Annotated in this window: 10 protein-coding genes; 4 read left to right on the top strand and 6 right to left on the bottom strand. The window is 75.1% G+C overall.

Annotated elements, in window-relative coordinates; genetic code table 11:
- Window positions 1-139 precede the first annotated feature (139 nt).
- From VR44_RS04910 to VR44_RS04900, 3 genes are all read right to left on the bottom strand, one after another.
- Window positions 140-1,006 (bottom strand): alpha/beta fold hydrolase, encoded by an 867-nt coding sequence (locus tag VR44_RS04910; protein ID WP_045946113.1) that lies wholly within the window; start codon window positions 1,004-1,006, stop codon window positions 140-142.
- The gene (locus VR44_RS04905; protein ID WP_045946112.1) at window positions 1,003-1,590 is read right to left on the bottom strand and encodes a TetR/AcrR family transcriptional regulator; all 588 of its coding nucleotides are present in this window, start codon (window positions 1,588-1,590) and stop codon (window positions 1,003-1,005) included. Before VR44_RS04905 ends, VR44_RS04910 begins: the two co-directional genes overlap by 4 nt.
- A gap of 116 nt (window positions 1,591-1,706) precedes the next feature.
- Window positions 1,707-2,972 carry an FAD-dependent monooxygenase gene (locus VR44_RS04900; protein ID WP_094191432.1) on the bottom strand — a complete coding sequence of 422 codons (1,266 nt, stop codon included), beginning with the start codon at window positions 2,970-2,972 and terminating at the stop codon, window positions 1,707-1,709.
- A gap of 111 nt (window positions 2,973-3,083) precedes the next feature.
- On the opposite strand from VR44_RS04900, the gene VR44_RS04895 reads away from it, so the two are divergent.
- The 3 genes from VR44_RS04895 to VR44_RS45875 all read left to right on the top strand — a co-directional run bounded on the left by VR44_RS04895 (window position 3,084) and on the right by VR44_RS45875 (window position 5,526).
- Window positions 3,084-3,605, top strand: a complete 522-nt coding sequence (locus tag VR44_RS04895) for a toxin-antitoxin system HicB family antitoxin (RefSeq protein WP_045946111.1) — start codon at window positions 3,084-3,086, stop codon at window positions 3,603-3,605.
- A 127-nt stretch (window positions 3,606-3,732) separates the two neighbouring features.
- Entirely contained in the window at window positions 3,733-4,572 is an 840-nt protein-coding gene (locus VR44_RS04890; RefSeq protein WP_045946110.1) for a DUF4097 family beta strand repeat-containing protein, read from the top strand.
- 336 nt (window positions 4,573-4,908) lie between these two features.
- Window positions 4,909-5,526: an LmbU family transcriptional regulator gene (locus VR44_RS45875; protein WP_063778896.1), complete on the top strand. Its 618-nt coding sequence runs from the start codon at window positions 4,909-4,911 to the stop codon at window positions 5,524-5,526.
- Here VR44_RS45875 and VR44_RS04880 read toward each other — a convergent pair.
- The 3 genes from VR44_RS04880 to VR44_RS04870 form a co-directional block, all read right to left on the bottom strand.
- Window positions 5,489-6,298, bottom strand: coding sequence for a dimethylarginine dimethylaminohydrolase family protein (locus VR44_RS04880; protein ID WP_045946109.1), 810 nt, complete (start codon window positions 6,296-6,298; stop codon window positions 5,489-5,491). The genes VR44_RS45875 and VR44_RS04880 overlap by 38 nt on opposite strands.
- 947 nt (window positions 6,299-7,245) lie before the next feature.
- Window positions 7,246-10,302 carry an ATP-binding protein gene (locus VR44_RS48305; RefSeq protein ID WP_045946108.1) on the bottom strand — a complete coding sequence of 1,019 codons (3,057 nt, stop codon included), beginning with the start codon at window positions 10,300-10,302 and terminating at the stop codon, window positions 7,246-7,248.
- Window positions 10,303-10,365: 63 nt separating this feature from the next.
- Entirely contained in the window at window positions 10,366-11,130 is a 765-nt protein-coding gene (locus VR44_RS04870) for an SDR family NAD(P)-dependent oxidoreductase (RefSeq protein WP_045946107.1), read from the bottom strand.
- Window positions 11,131-11,488: 358 nt separating this feature from the next.
- Between VR44_RS04870 and VR44_RS04865 the strand changes: the two genes are divergently transcribed.
- On the top strand, window positions 11,489-13,756 hold the full coding sequence (locus VR44_RS04865; RefSeq protein ID WP_045946106.1) for an MMPL family transporter: 2,268 nt from the start codon (window positions 11,489-11,491) through the stop codon (window positions 13,754-13,756).
- Window positions 13,757-13,885 lie beyond the last annotated feature (129 nt).

Here is a 13,885-nt window from a genome sequence, read left to right as displayed (position 1 = left end):
GTCGAGCTCGCGCCGCTGCGCGGGCGTGAGCTCGGCCTGCCGGGCGCGGGGGCGTGGTGTCTCGCTCATGAGCCGAGTGTGCCGCCGGGACACGTTAACTGCAACCTCTCCTTGCCATTAAGGCCCGTCAGCCCCGTGCTCACTCCCGGGTCAGGGTTTCCAGGAGGCGGGTGGCGAAGGGGGCCGGGTGTTCGGCGCAGCCGACGTGGCCGCCGGGGAACTCCGTGAAGGGGGCGCCGGTCAGGTCCGACAGGCGGGCCGCCGGGCCGTGGAGGGCGGGGATGGGGCGGGAGTCCTCCCCGGCGGCCAGGACGAGGCGGTCGGCGGCGGCCCGCAGGGCGGGTACGTCGGGGGTGCTGCCCGTGAAGGGGACCAGGACGTGTTCCAGGAAGAACGGCTGGTTCGCGTACATGCGCGGCGCCATCTCCAGGATTTCGGGGGGAAGCCCGGCGGCGGGTTCCTCTCGCTGCGGCTGCTCCCCGCCCAGGCCCTCGGCGAGGCGGGCCGTCGCCGCGGCCGGGCCCCGGGTGCGCGACAGCTCCCGTACGTCGGCGAAGAGCGTCCGGTACGGGGCGGGGTCCTGCAGCACCTCCACCAGCGGCGGTTCGTGCGCCACCACCCGGCGCACCCGCTCCGGGTGACGGGCCAGCAGGCCGAGCGCGGCGACGGCGCCCGCGCTGCAGCCGAGGACGTCCGCCGGCTCGCCGGGGGAGACCAGGTCCAGCACGCGGCGGGCGTCGTCGGCCCAGTCCTCCACCCGCTGGTCGGCGGCCGGGCCGTCGAGGGTGCTGCGGGACTGGCCCCGGGGGTCGAAGGAGACGACGGTGCGTCCGGCGGCGGCCAGGGCCGGGGCCATCCCCGCGTACAGGCCGGCGTCCGCTCCTCCGCCGGGGATCAGGAGCAGGACGGGGCCGCTGCCGCGCCGCTCGTAGTACAGCGTGGCTCCCGGGACGTCGAGGGTCCCGGTCGTGGGTGCGGTGGTGGTGGGCGTGGTGGGCTTGGTCATCGTGATTCCCCCTTGTTCTTCGGCGGCCAGTTCTCCAGGGCCGCGTGGAGTGCGTCGAGGCCGCGTGCCCAGGACGTGCGGACCTCGCGGGAGTGGCTGAAGGCGCCGCTGAGCTCCAGGTGGACGTAGCCGTGGAAGGTGGCGCGCAGCAGCCGGGCCGCGTCCGTCAGGTCCGGCTCCTCCAGCCCGTAGCCGCGCAGCATCCCGTAGGTCAGCTCCACGCTGCGCAGCAGCCCGGCGGAGCCGGCCACCTCCTCCGGGTCGAACCGCATCTGCGAGGCGGCGTAACGGCCCGGGCGTTCCAGGGCGTACTCCCGGTAGGCGTCGGCGAACGCGACCAGCGCGTCCTTGCCGGAGCGCCCGGCGACGGCGACCGCGATCCGCTCGGTCATCTCCTCGCCGGCCAGCAGCGCCACCCGTACCCGCAGGTCCCGCAGGTTGCGCACGTGGGAGTAGAGGCTCGCGTCCTTGACGCCGAACCGCCGCGCGAGCGCGGACAGGGACAGCTGCTCGATCCCGGTCTCGTCCGCCATCTCGGCGGCCGCCTCCGTGAGCCGTGCGGCGTTGAGTCCTGCGCGCACCATCGGCGCCTCCCCTGTGGTCCTGGCCGTGGCCGTGGCCGTGGCCCGTCCATGGCTAGTTGCTCTAGGTTCAAAGCTAGGGGGTCTAGGTTTTGATGTCCAGTCGGATTGCGGACGGGCTAACGGGTGCTCAGTTCGGCGGTGTAGTCCCGCAGGGTGATGTTCTCGGCGGCCTTGCGGGCCATCTTCGCGGGCATGTTCTTGCCCGGCAGGTACGGCATGACCTTGTAGTAGCGGTTGAGGAACCCCGCGAGCAGCCGGCTCTCGGGGACCATCATCTTCGCGACCCCGTCGCCCATCTTCTGGCAGCCCTCCGCGTACACCCGCATCTCCCGCTCGTAGCGGGCGAAGGCCGTGCGGTGGTCGCCGCGCGCGGCGGCGAGCTCCCCGGCCAGGACGTACGCGCCCACCAGCGCGAGCCCCGATCCCATGCCCGACAGCGGCGACGGGCAGTACGCGGCGTCGCCGAGGAGGGCGACCCGGCCGCGCGACCAGCTGTCCATGCGCACCTGCCCGACGGAGTCGAAGTAGAAGTCCGGGGCCTGGCGCATCCGCTCCAGCAGGTGGTCGCTCTCCCAGCCGTTGCCCGCGAACCGCTCGGTGAGCAGCGCCTGCTGGCGCGTCACGTCACGGCGGTCGAGGTCCAGCAGGGGCGAGCCGAAGTAGAAGACGGCCTTGGCCTCCCTGTTCTGGCGCGCGCTGTACACGGTCACCAGCCGGCCGGGGGTGACGTAGGCGTGCCCGGTGCGGTCGAGGCCGAGGTGGTTGTCCGTGGTGAAGATCGCGCAGTAGACGCCGAGGTGCTTGACGAAGCGCTCCTCCGGGCCGAAGACCAGGCTCCGGGTGCGGGAGTGCAGCCCGTCGGCGCCGATCACCAGGTCGAAGCGGCGGGGCGCGCCGCGCTCGAAGGTGACGTGGACCCCTTCGGCGTCCTCCGAGAGGGAGGTGATGGAGTCTCCGAAGACGTACTCGGTGTGCTCCTTGGTCGCGTCGTAGAGGATCCGGGCCAGGTCGCCCCGGAGCACCTCCAGGTCCCCGGCGAACAGGTCGGCGGGCAGCTTCGCCTGCGGCTTGCCCGCGCTGTTGACGTACGACATGGAGCCGGTGCCGGTGCGGGCGGCCCGGAGGGCGTCCAGGATTCCCATGCGGCGCAGCACGGACAGGTGGGCCTCGCCTCGGAAGTCGACGGCGTAGCCGCCCTCGCGCAGGGCGGGGGCCCGCTCGACGATCGTGGGGGCGAAGCCGTGGCGGTGGAGCCAGTAGGCCAGCGCCGGGCCGGCGACGGAGGCGCCGGAGATGAGCACGGTGCGGGCGGCGGTGCCGCCGGTGTTCGCTCGGGCGTTCGGGGCGGTGGTTGCGGCGGTGTTCGCGGTGGGGTTCGTCATGTGGGCCAGAGTGCTCGGGGGTGCTCACCGCGCGGTCACCGCCGGCTCACCGCCGTCCTGTGGCACATGCCGATTCTGGCCATGGCGCCATGCGTGTGCCATAGTGGCGCCATGGATCTGAGGCCGTACGTAGAGAACCTCCGGCACGAGCTCGCCGTCGCCGCCGACGCGGGCGGGGACGAGGCCCGCGCCCTGGCCGGCCGGCTCACCGCCCCGCTGGAGTCGGCCACCCGCCTGACGCTCCTGAACGCCCTGTCCGACGCGATGGACGAGGTCACGCGGGACCTGGCGCCGGGATCGGTCTCGGTACGGCTGCGGGGCCTGGACCCCGAGTTCGTCGTGACCGTCCCCGAGAGCGAGCCCGCGTACGACGAGCGCCCGTCCGCCCCCGCCGCACCGCCGGCCCCCGCCCTCCTCTCCGAGGGCGAGGAGGGCGGGACGGCACGGATCAACCTCCGCCTGCCCGCCCACCTCAAGGCCCGCGCCGAGGAGGCGGCGGCCCGCGAGGGGATCTCCGTCAACGCCTGGGTGGTCCGCACGCTGTCGGCGGCCCTGTCCGATGCGGCCGCCGAGCAGCCCGCGGGACTGCGCCGCACCCGGGCCGGCCAGAGCTACACCGGCTGGGTGCGCTGACCCGCACGGCCCGGCACGGGCCGCCCGGCATTCCGTAGTCTGGCCGCCGCCCAGCATCCCCCCTCGCCCGACCGCCCGCCCGGCCGGCCGGCGGGAACCCGCACCACGTCATGAGGATCGGACCGCCATGCTTACCTTCGACACCCCCGCACCGCTCGCCGTGTCCGTCGAGATCGAGGTGGGATCCGTCCGGCTCACGGCCGGCGAGCGGCCCGACACCGTCGTCGAGGTGCTCCCCGCCGACCCCGGCGACCCGGAGGACGAGCGCGCCGCCCGCGAGACCCGGGTCGACCACGCCGACGGCACGCTCACGGTGCGCGGTGCCCGCAAGCGCCTCCCGTTCGGCCGGATCGGCTCGGTCGAGGTGTGCATCGAGCTGCCGGCCGGCTCCCGCGTCCGGGCCGCCACGGGCGTGGGCCCCCTCGTCCTGGACGGGACCTTCGGCGAGTGCGTCCTGAAGTCCGGTGCCGGGGACATCCGGGTGACCGCGGCCGGCCCGGCCGTACTGCGCACCGGCCACGGCGACGTGCACCTGGACCGCTGCACCGCTGACGCCGAGGTCCACGGCGCGGGCCGGGTCCGCATCGGCCGGGTCGACGGCGCGGCGACCGTCAAGAACGTCAACGGCGACACCGAGATCGGCGAGGTCACCGGAGACGTACGGGCGAACAGCTCCAACGGCTCCATCACCGTCGACCGGGCGCACGGTTCCGTCGAGGCCAAGTCCGCGAACGGCGCCATCCGCGTCGGCGAGGTGGCCCGCGGCAAGGCCGACCTCCAGACGGCCGTCGGCCGGATCGACATCGGCATCCGGGGTTCCGTCGCCGCCTGGCTCGACGTCACCTCCCGGATGGGCAAGGTGCACAACTCCCTCGGCGCCTCCCAGGGGCCCGAGGGCTCCGACGGCGTCGTGGAGGTGCGGGCCCGCACCGGCATGGGCGACATCGTGATCACCCGCGCCGCCTGACGGACCCGGACCCGGGGTCGGAGGCGGGGCGGCTTGCGAGGGGTGTCCCGATTCCGCCGCCCGGTTGCTCAGATCGCCGTCAAGTCCGTCTCAACCCCCGTGAGGAGGCGCCTCCGGGTGCCTAGTCTGGCCAGCCGGAAGGCCGTGGACGTCATGACGTGACGAGTGGCCGGTCGAGCCGCAGGGGGATGATGCGAGATGTCCGGCATCCGCACACGAGGAGAGCCGCCCGCCCGGGCACACCGCGCTCCCGGGCCCGTTCCGGGGCCCGTTCACGGGCCCCGCAGGGTCACTCTCAGCCGGCTGCCCTGTCTGGAGGGGCTGACGAAATCGGGCATGACCTTCTCACCGGCCATGCCGCAGCGGGCCTGGGAGGAGATCGGCAGCCAGCTGAGGGACCTGGCGAGCTCGTCCGCGTGGTGGCTGGGCGACTGGCTCCTCTTCGGGGAGAACGCCTACAGCGGCCGCTACCGGGAGGCCGTGGGCCGCACCGGGCTCGACTACCAGACCCTGCGCAACTACGCGTGGGTGGCCCGCCGCTTCGAGCAGCACCGGCGCCGGGACGCGCTCAGCTTCGCCCACCACGCGGAGGTGGCCCGCCTGGCCCGGCCCGAACAGGACTACTGGCTGCGCCGCGCCGAGGAACAGCGGTGGTCGCGCAACGAGCTCCGCCGACAGCTGCGGGCCGGCCTCGCCGAACAGCACGGCCCGGCGGCGGAGGCTGCGGCGCCGGAGGAGTCGGCGGACGAGGAGGCCACGCTGCGGATCGCCCTGCCGAAGCCGGACCTCGACCGGCTCCTGGAAGTGGCGGCCGCCTGCGGGCTGAGCCTGAACGACTGGGCGGCCCACGTCCTGCAGTCCGCCGTCAACGCCCGCCCCGAACTCCCCGCCACCGCCCCGGCGGAGCCCGGAGCGCCTAGCGGCCGCCCGCCGGGACCGGGTTGTCCAGGGTGAGGGCGGTGCAGCGGACGCCGCCGCCGCCCTTGCGCAGCTGCGCCGTGTCGAGCTCCACCACCGTGGCGCCGCGCTCGCGCAGGGTCGCGGCGAGCCGGGGGGCACCGGTGGTCATCGTCACGGTCCTGCCGTCGCTGATCAGGTTGAGGGCGAACGCCCGGGCCTCCTCCGTGCCGACCTCGATCAGTTCGAGCCCGAGGGAGCGCAGCACGCCGACGCTCTCCGCCTCCAGCGCGCCCGGGTAGTAGGCGAGCGTGCCCTCGTCGATCACGGCCACGGCCAGGTCCAGGTCGTACCACTCCTCCCCGGCCGTGCGCAGCGCCACCACCTGGTGGCCGGTCAGGTCCGCCAGTACGTCGTGCATCCGGCGGTCCGTGCGCTGGCCGTAGCCCGCCAGCAGCAGGTCCCCGCAGGCCAGGGTGTCGCCCTGGCCGCTGAAGGAGTACGGGGCGTCGAACACGTCGATGCCGTTCTCCTTCAGCCACGACCGGAAGTACGGGATCTCGGCCGCGCGGGCGGCGGGCGGGTCGCCCAGGACGGCGCGGTCGCCGCACACCCAGGCCCCGTTGGCCGTGTACACCATGTCGGGGCACTCCGGCGCGGACGCCATCCGGTGCACCGTGCGGCCGGCCGCGAGGTGGGCGGCGGCGATCGCGTCGTGCTCGGAGACGGCGGCCCGGGCGTCCGGCTGGACGCTCGTGTCCATGTACGGGTTGATGACGTAGTCGATGCGGAAGTGGGTGGCGTCCGACATCAGCAGTTCGGTGTTCATCCATGGGCTCCAGGGGCGGGTTGAGGGGCCTGGGGGGCCTGGGGGTGGTGGGACTGGTCTGGACGGTGGCAGAGCCGGGCGGACCCGAGTGGAACGGAAGGCGACGTCCGGGTTGTCCCGACCCGGCCCGGACGCGTCGCCCGATGCGGTGGGGCGGGGAGCGGGGGCGGACGCGGCCGCACGGCCGCGCCGGGCCCGGTCCGCCGCCGTGCCCGGTGCTCCCCCACTCCCCGCGGGACCGGGTGGAGCGCCCGCCGGCCGACGGTCTGGAAGCGCCGGGGGCGGGCGCCGTCACCGCGTTCGAGCATGGCAAGCGCGGCCTCGATCGAGCAATGCCCGCAGCCCCCGGCCCGCCCCGGCTGTCCCGCCGGCGGGACGGCCCCGACGCCCGTCCCGCCGTCTGCGCCCCGCTGCCCGTCCCGTCGCCCGCACGGTGCCGGCCCCTCACCCGCCAAGGCACCGACGCACGGCACCGGACGGCGTGGTGTCCGGCGCCCCGGGGCCGGCGGTGCTCCGCCGGACCCCTCTCGCGCACCAGGAGCGTGGTGATCCGGGCCTGCTGCCCGGCCGGGCCGGCGGGCGTCGTGCGCCTCGACGCCTCGTCACCGAACCGCCGTTCCACCTTGAGCGGCTCGCCCATGTCACCGGCCGCGTCCCCGGCCTCGACGGTGATCTTCGACCGTCGAGGCCGCGTTCACCAACGAGGTCCTGACCTCCCTGATCTGCCTGGCCGCCTTGCCGCCGCACGCCCGGCCGGATCCGCCGCCGTGACCAGCAGCCCTTCGAGGCCCCCGGCGGAATCGGCAGGCATGCCCATAAAGTGCCCTTTCGGCATGCGTGAGCGGTACACCGAGAGCATCACGGGGGACGGGCTGCGACTCCAGGGCGGACGATCGCGGAGTCTGTCAACTGGGCTGGGGCAGAGGGGACTTGTGGTGCCCCGGTGGTCAAGGGGCGTGGGCGGCCACCACCTCGATGACGTCCTGCGGCAGGCCCAGCAGACGCAGCGCCTGCGGGGTGGTGCCGCCGACCACGGCCGCCGCCGATACGGCCGCCTCCGCGTAGCGGGCCCGGGCCGCCGGCCGGTCCCCGTACGACTCCGCCACCCGGCCCAGCCCGGCGAGGGCCCGGACCCGGCTGCCCGCGCTCTTCACCCAGTGCGGGTCGATCCGTTCCAGGGCCTCCTCGTACAGGCGCCGGGCCTCCGCCGGGTCCCCGTCCCGCAGGGCCAGGTCGCCGAGTCCGCGCTGGGCCGCCGCCAGGGCCGCGGAGCCCCCGGCCCGGCGGGCCAGGGCGGCGGCCCGGGCGTAGTCGGCGCGGGCCGCCGCCGGATCCCCGTCCACGAGCTGGTCGGCCCGGTTGACCAGCAGGTCGGCGCTGTCCTCGAGGGCGCCGAGCCGCTCGGTCAGCGCCAGCGCCTCGTCGGTCAGCGCCACCGCCCCGGCCCGGTCCCCGCGCGCCGCCGCCATACCGGCGAGCGCGTCCAGCACCAGCGCGGTGCCCCAGCGGTCGCCGGCCGCCCGGAACCCCTCGGCGGCCTCGGCGAAGTCCCGTTCGGCACCGGCCGGGTCACCCGCCCCGAGGGGCCCGAACCCGGACACGTACGCCGCCACCGCCCGCACCCACGGCTCGGGACGCCCGCGCTGCGCCGACACCAGGGCGAAGGCGTCCAGTGGATCCGCCTCCGTCGCGTTGCGCATCATCCACACCAGCAGCAGCACCGGATACCGCCCGCCGGTCCCGCCGGTCCCGCCCGTACCGCCGGTGCCCCTCGTACCGTCCGTTCCGTCAGCCCCGCCCGTACCGCCCGACCCGCCCGTACCGTCCGCCGCGTCCTGCGCCCAGGCGGCGGCCAGCAGCCGCCCGGCCCGCTCCCGGTGGCGCCGCCACGCCGCGAGCCCGCCCGGCCCGGCCGCCGCCAGCAGCACGCACGCCGCGAACTCCTCGCCCAGACCGGCCGGGGGAGCGTCCCCGACGGCGTCGAGCACCGCCGCGGCCCGCGCCGCCACCGACCCGGACACACCGCGGATCCACAGGTACGCCGAGGCCGCCGCCAGCAGCTCCAGCGCCGTCTCCCAGCGGCCCTCCCCGACCGCCCAGCCGAGTGCCGCCTGGAGGTCGCCGTGCCCGGACGCCATCCGCTCCAGCCACTCCAGCTGCCCGGCACCGCGCAGATGCGGCTCGGCGGCGCGGGCCAGCTCCAGCACGTACCGTGCGTGCGCACCGCTCGTGGAGGCGGCCTCGCCCGCCTCCACGAGCCGCTCGGCGCCGTACGCGCGGATCGTCTCCAGCATCCGCAGCCGCCCGCCCGTCAGCTCCAGCAGCGACTTGTCCACGAGGGACTCCAGCACCTCGGCCTCCAGCGCCCCGACATCCGGGCCCCCGGCGCCGCCCGCCCGGCACACCTCCAGCGCAGCCCGGGCCGTCGCGCCCGCGGGGAACACGGTGAACCGCCGGGCCGCCCGCTGCTCCTGCGCGGACAGCAGGTCCCAGCTCCAGGCCACCACCGCGCGCAGCGTACGGTGCCGCTCATCGGCGCCGCGGTTGGCCCGGGCGGCGGCCAGCCCGAGCCGGTCGTCGAGCCGCTGCGCCAGGTCCTCCACGTCCATGGTGCGCAGCCGGGCCGCAGCCAGCTCGATGGCCAGCGGCAGGTTGTCGAGCGCCGCGCAGATCCGCTCCACCGGCCCCGGGGCCGGCCCGGCCCCCGGCCCCGGGGCCGCGGTGAACCCGCGCCGCACCGCCGAGGCCCGCTCGGTGAACAGCCGTACGGCCGCCGCGTCGTCGAGCGGCCGCACCTGCCACAGGTGCTCCCCGATGACGGAGAGGGGCTCCCGGCTGGTGGCCAGGATCCGCAGCCGGGGGCAGACCGCCAGCAGCCGGCCCGCGAGCGCGGCCGGCCCCTCCTCGGCCAGGTGCTCGCAGTTGTCCAGGACCAGCAGCAGCACCCGGTCCGCCAGGGCCGTCGCCAGCCGTTCGAGGGGTCCCTGTCCGCCACCGCCGAGCTGGAGCCCGTTCTCGCGCAGCCCGAGCGCGGCCAGCACCGCCCCGGGCAGGCCGGCGCCCTCGCGCAGCGAGGCCAGCTCCACGAAGCACACGTCGTCGGCGGCGGCCCCCGCCGCCTCCACCGACAGCCGGGTCTTGCCCACCCCGCCCGGCCCCACCAGCGTCACCAGCCGCGCCACCCGCAGCATCCCGGCCACTTCGGCGACCTCGCCGGACCGGCCCACGAAGGAGGTCAGCTGGGCGGGCGGCCCGACCTGCGCCGGGGAGGGGTCGAAGTCCAGCAACTCCCGGTGCAGGGCGACCAGTTCGGCCGAAGGGTCGCTGCCGAGCTCGTCGGCCAGCCGTCCCCGGGTCTCCTCGTACGCGGCGAGGGCCTCGGCCTGCCCGCCCTCGGCGGACAGGGCCCGGATCAGCAGGGCCGCGAGGCGCTCGCGCAGCGGATGGCGGCCGGTCAGCTCCCGCAGCTCCGCCACGGCGCCCCGGTGGCCGCCGAGCCGCAGCTCGGCCTCGATCCGGTCCTCCAGCGCCCCGAGCCGCAGCTCCTCCAGCCGTACGGTGGCCGCCCGGGCGGTGTCGCCCTCCGTCAGGTGCGCCAGGTCGGCCAGCGCCGGTCCGCGCCACAACTCCAGTGCCCCGCGCAGGAGTTCCACCGCGCGTACGGGGTCGTCGGCGGCCAGCGCGGCCCGTCCCTCGCGAGCCAGCCGCTCGAAGCGGCCCGCGTCCACGTCCTCCGGGTCCACGGCGGCCCGGTAGCCCGCCCCGGCCCGCTCGATGACAGCCGGTCCCAGCGCCGCGCGCAGCCGGGACACCTGGGACTGCAGCGCGTGCGCCGACATGGTGCCGTCCGGGGCCAGTTCGTCCGCCAGCCGCTCGGCCGCCACCACCTCCCGGGGGCGCACCAGCAGCAGGGTCAGCAGGGCGCGCCGGGCGGGTCCGCCGAGGGGGACCTCGGTGCCGTCGTCGTGCCGGGCCAGAGTCTCGCCGAGGATGGAGAACCGCATGCCGGTGATTATCCACGGCAGTTGATCACCGGAGGGCCGTCCGAAGAGGGGGTTCCCGGGCGGTCAGCCGAGGGGGCCGAGCCAGGTGCCCCCGGAGACGTCCACGGTCTGGCCGGTCATCCACCGCCCCTGCGGCCCCGCCAGGAAGCCGACCACGTCGGCCACGTCCTCGGGCTCGCCGAGCCGCCCGAGCGCGGTGATCCCCTCCAGGGCGGCGACCACCTCGGGGACGGCCGTGTAGCCGGCGGTCATGTCGGTGCGGACGGCGCCGGGCGCGACGGTGTTCACGGTGATGCCGCGCCGCCCGAGCTCGTTGGCGAGCGAGGGGGCCATCGCCTCCAGCGCCGCCTTGGTGACGGTGTATCCGATCTGGCTGGTGACCGCGAACCGGCTGGCCGTCGATCCCATGTTGACGATCCGCCCGCCGTCGTTCAGCAGCGGCAGCGCGCGCTGGATGACGAAGAACGGGGTGGTGACGTTGACCGCCAGCAGCCGGGCGAACTCCTCCTCGGTGACCTGTGCGATCGAACTGCCCGATCCGATGCCCGCGTTGTTGACGAGGACGTCCAGCCCGCGCCCCGCCAGCCCGGCGGTCAGCCCCTCGAACAGGGCGTCGACCGCCCCCGCCTCGCCGAAGCGGGCCCGCACCGCGAAGGCGCGGCCGCCTGCCTCCTCGATGCGCGCCACCGTTCCGGCGGCCGCCTCCTCGTTGCCGCCGTGGTGGACGGCGACCAGGGCCCCCTCGGCGGCCAGCCGCAGCGCCACCGCCCGGCCGATCCCCCGGGAAGCGCCCGTCACCAGTGCCGTCTTGCCGTCCAGCGTGCCCATGGCCTGCTCCTCGTACCGGCCGGACCCGTGTGGTCCGGCGACGGGAACCACAGTCGCCCGGGCCGCTCACCGCCCGCTCACCATCCGCTCACCGCCCCTGGTGGAGCGGTGGTGGTGCCACGGTGGCGCCTGCCTGGAGTCACCTTGATCCAAGGGTAATCAGGGGCTACCGAGGGAAACATCTGCCCGGTTTCGCGGTCCTTTGGCGCCATGTGGTGCATCGATGGCAGGGGGCGGCGCACCTATATGGCTCCCGATAGCGCCAAGCGTGTGCCATAGTGGTGCCATCGGTCGGGCCTCGTGCCACACGGGACCGCTCGCCTCCTTCCTCGCCGCACCCACGGGAGTCTGTTGCGCCATGGCCACCTTCCTCTACAAGACGGGCCGCTTCGCCTTCCGGCGGCGGGGCCTGGTGACCCTGCTGTGGCTCGCCGTCCTCGTCGCCGTCGGCCTCGCCGCCTCCACCGCTCCGCCCCCGCCCGCCGACACCTTCTCCATGCCGGGCACGGAGTCCCAGCGGGCCTTCGACGTGCTCAAGGAGAAGTTCCCCGCCGCGAGCGCGGACGGCGCCACCGCCCGTGTGGTGGTCCGCGCCCCCGCCGGGCAGAAGCTCTCCGACCCCGCCCAGAAGGCCAAGGTCGAGGGCCTGGTCGCCGCCCTCGCCAAGGCTCCCGACGTGGTCTCGGCCTCGGACCCCTTCAAGACCGGCACCGTCAGCAAGGACGGCACCACCGCCTACGCCGTGGCCGGGTACAAGGTCTCCGCCCTCAAGCTGACCGACGAGGCGCACGACGGCCTCGACGCGGTACTGGAGAAGGGCCGGGCCGACGGCCTGACCGTCGAGGCCGGCGGTGACGCCGTCAAGGTCGAGGCCGCCATGGGCGGCGCCGAGGGCATCGGCATCCTCGTCTCCGCCGTCGTCCTGCTGCTCACCTTCGGCTCCCTGGTCGCCGCCGGCATGCCGCTGCTCACCGCCGTCATCGGCGTGGCCGTCGGCAGCGCCGCCGTCACCGCCCTCGGCAGCACCCTCGGCCTGTCCGCCACCACCTCCACGCTGGCCATGATGATCGGCCTCGCGGTCGGCATCGACTACGCCCTGTTCATCATCTCCCGCTACCGCGCCGAGGTCTCCGAGGGCCGCGAGCGCGCCGACGCCGCCGGGCGCGCCGTCGGCACCGCGGGCTCGGCCGTGGTCTTCGCCGGCCTCACCGTCATCATCGCGCTGGCCGGCCTCGCCGTCGTCAACGTCCCGATGCTCACGAAGATGGGCCTCACCGCCGCCGGCACCGTGGCCATCGCCGTGCTCATCGCCGTCACGCTCGTCCCCGCCCTCCTCGGCTTCGCCCCCGTCAAGGTCATGCCCCGCCTGGAGCGCCGGGCCATCCAGGGCAAGCCGCTCACCGCACGGCTCCAGCGCAGGGCCGACCGGCTCGCGGCGCGCACCAAGCCCAACCTGGGTACCCGCTGGGCGCAGTTCGTCGTACGCCGCCCCCTGCTGGTCCTCGCCGTCGGCGTCCTCGGCCTCGGCGCCCTCGCCGTCCCCGCCGCGAGCCTCCAGCTCGGCCTGCCGGGTGAGGGCACCATGGCGCTGGACACCACCCAGCGCAAGGCCTACGACATGCTGTCCGAGTCCTTCGGGCCCGGGTTCAACGGCCCGCTGACGGTCACCGTCCAGGCCAGGGACGCGGCTGCCGCGGCCGGCCGGGTCGGCACCGAACTCGCGAAGGTCGAGGGCGTCGCCACGGTCACCCCCGCCACGCCCAACGCCGCCGGGGACACCGCCGTCCTCAACGTCGTCCCCTCCTCGGGTCCCACCGAGCACCGGACCGAGGAACTGGTCACCACCATCCGGGGGATGGCGGGCGCCATCGAGGCGGACACCGGCGCCGAGATCCTCGTGACCGGCCAGACCGCCCTGTTCATCGACTTCTCCCGCACCCTCGACGAGGCGATGGTGCCCTACCTGGGCCTGGTCGTCGGACTCGCCTTCCTGCTCCTGGTCCTGATCTTCCGTTCGCTGCTCGTCCCGCTCAAGGCGGCCCTCGGCTTCCTCCTGTCGGTCTCCGCGGCCCTCGGCGCGGTCGTCGCCGTCTTCCAGTGGGGCTGGCTGGCCGACGTCCTCGGCATCGAGCAGCCCGGGCCGGTCATGAGCACCCTGCCGATCTTCATGATCGGCGTGGTCTTCGGCCTGGCGATGGACTACGAGGTCTTCCTCGTGACCCGGATGCGGGAGGCGTACGTCCACGGCGCCCGGCCCACCGAGGCCGTGGTCACCGGATTCCGCTACGGCGGACGGGTCGTCAGCGCCGCCGCGATCATCATGACCAGCGTCTTCTCCGGCTTCATCCTGGAGACCAACGACTTCGTGAAGATGGTCGGCTTCAGCCTCGCCGCCGCCGTCCTCTTCGACGCCTTCGTGGTCCGCATGGCCCTGGTCCCGGCCCTGTTCGCCCTCCTCGGCCGCTCGGCCTGGTGGCTGCCGCGCTGGCTCGACCGGCTGCTGCCGAACATGGACGTCGAGGGGGAGAGGCTGAACCGGACGCACTCCGTCCAGATCGCGAAGGGCGGCCCGGCGGCCCCGCGCCCCGCCCACCGGACCGAGGCCGAGCACGACTACTCGGTCTGAGCCCGGGCACCGCATCGCACCCGCACCGCGACCGCGCCCGTCCGCCGGGGGATCCGATCCTCCTCGGCGGACGGGCGCGGTCCCGTAAAAACCGTGGCTCCCCGCCCCCGTGGCCCCATAGGCTCCAGG

This window comes from Streptomyces katrae, from assembly GCF_000966975.1.
In the GTDB taxonomy this organism is placed as follows: domain Bacteria; phylum Actinomycetota; class Actinomycetes; order Streptomycetales; family Streptomycetaceae; genus Streptomyces; species Streptomyces katrae.
The sequence above is the reverse complement of the archived record's forward strand: the minus strand, read 5'-3'. Positions and strand labels throughout refer to the sequence as shown.

Bases quoted from the DNA above. Each gene is read 5' to 3' on its own strand.
- VR44_RS04870 (WP_045946107.1), bottom strand. From the start codon at position 11,130: ATGGGCACGCTGGACGGCAAGACGGCACTGGTGACGGGCGCTTCCCGG.
- VR44_RS04900 (WP_094191432.1), bottom strand. From the start codon at position 2,972: ATGACGAACCCCACCGCGAACACCGCCGCAACCACCGCCCCGAACGCC.
- VR44_RS04890 (WP_045946110.1), top strand. From the start codon at position 3,733: ATGCTTACCTTCGACACCCCCGCACCGCTCGCCGTGTCCGTCGAGATC.
- VR44_RS04880 (WP_045946109.1), bottom strand. From the start codon at position 6,298: ATGAACACCGAACTGCTGATGTCGGACGCCACCCACTTCCGCATCGAC.
- VR44_RS48305 (WP_045946108.1), bottom strand. From the start codon at position 10,302: ATGCGGTTCTCCATCCTCGGCGAGACTCTGGCCCGGCACGACGACGGC.
- VR44_RS04895 (WP_045946111.1), top strand. From the start codon at position 3,084: ATGGATCTGAGGCCGTACGTAGAGAACCTCCGGCACGAGCTCGCCGTC.
- VR44_RS04905 (WP_045946112.1), bottom strand. From the start codon at position 1,590: ATGGTGCGCGCAGGACTCAACGCCGCACGGCTCACGGAGGCGGCCGCC.
- VR44_RS04865 (WP_045946106.1), top strand. From the start codon at position 11,489: ATGGCCACCTTCCTCTACAAGACGGGCCGCTTCGCCTTCCGGCGGCGG.
- VR44_RS45875 (WP_063778896.1), top strand. From the start codon at position 4,909: ATGACCTTCTCACCGGCCATGCCGCAGCGGGCCTGGGAGGAGATCGGC.
- VR44_RS04910 (WP_045946113.1), bottom strand. From the start codon at position 1,006: ATGACCAAGCCCACCACGCCCACCACCACCGCACCCACGACCGGGACC.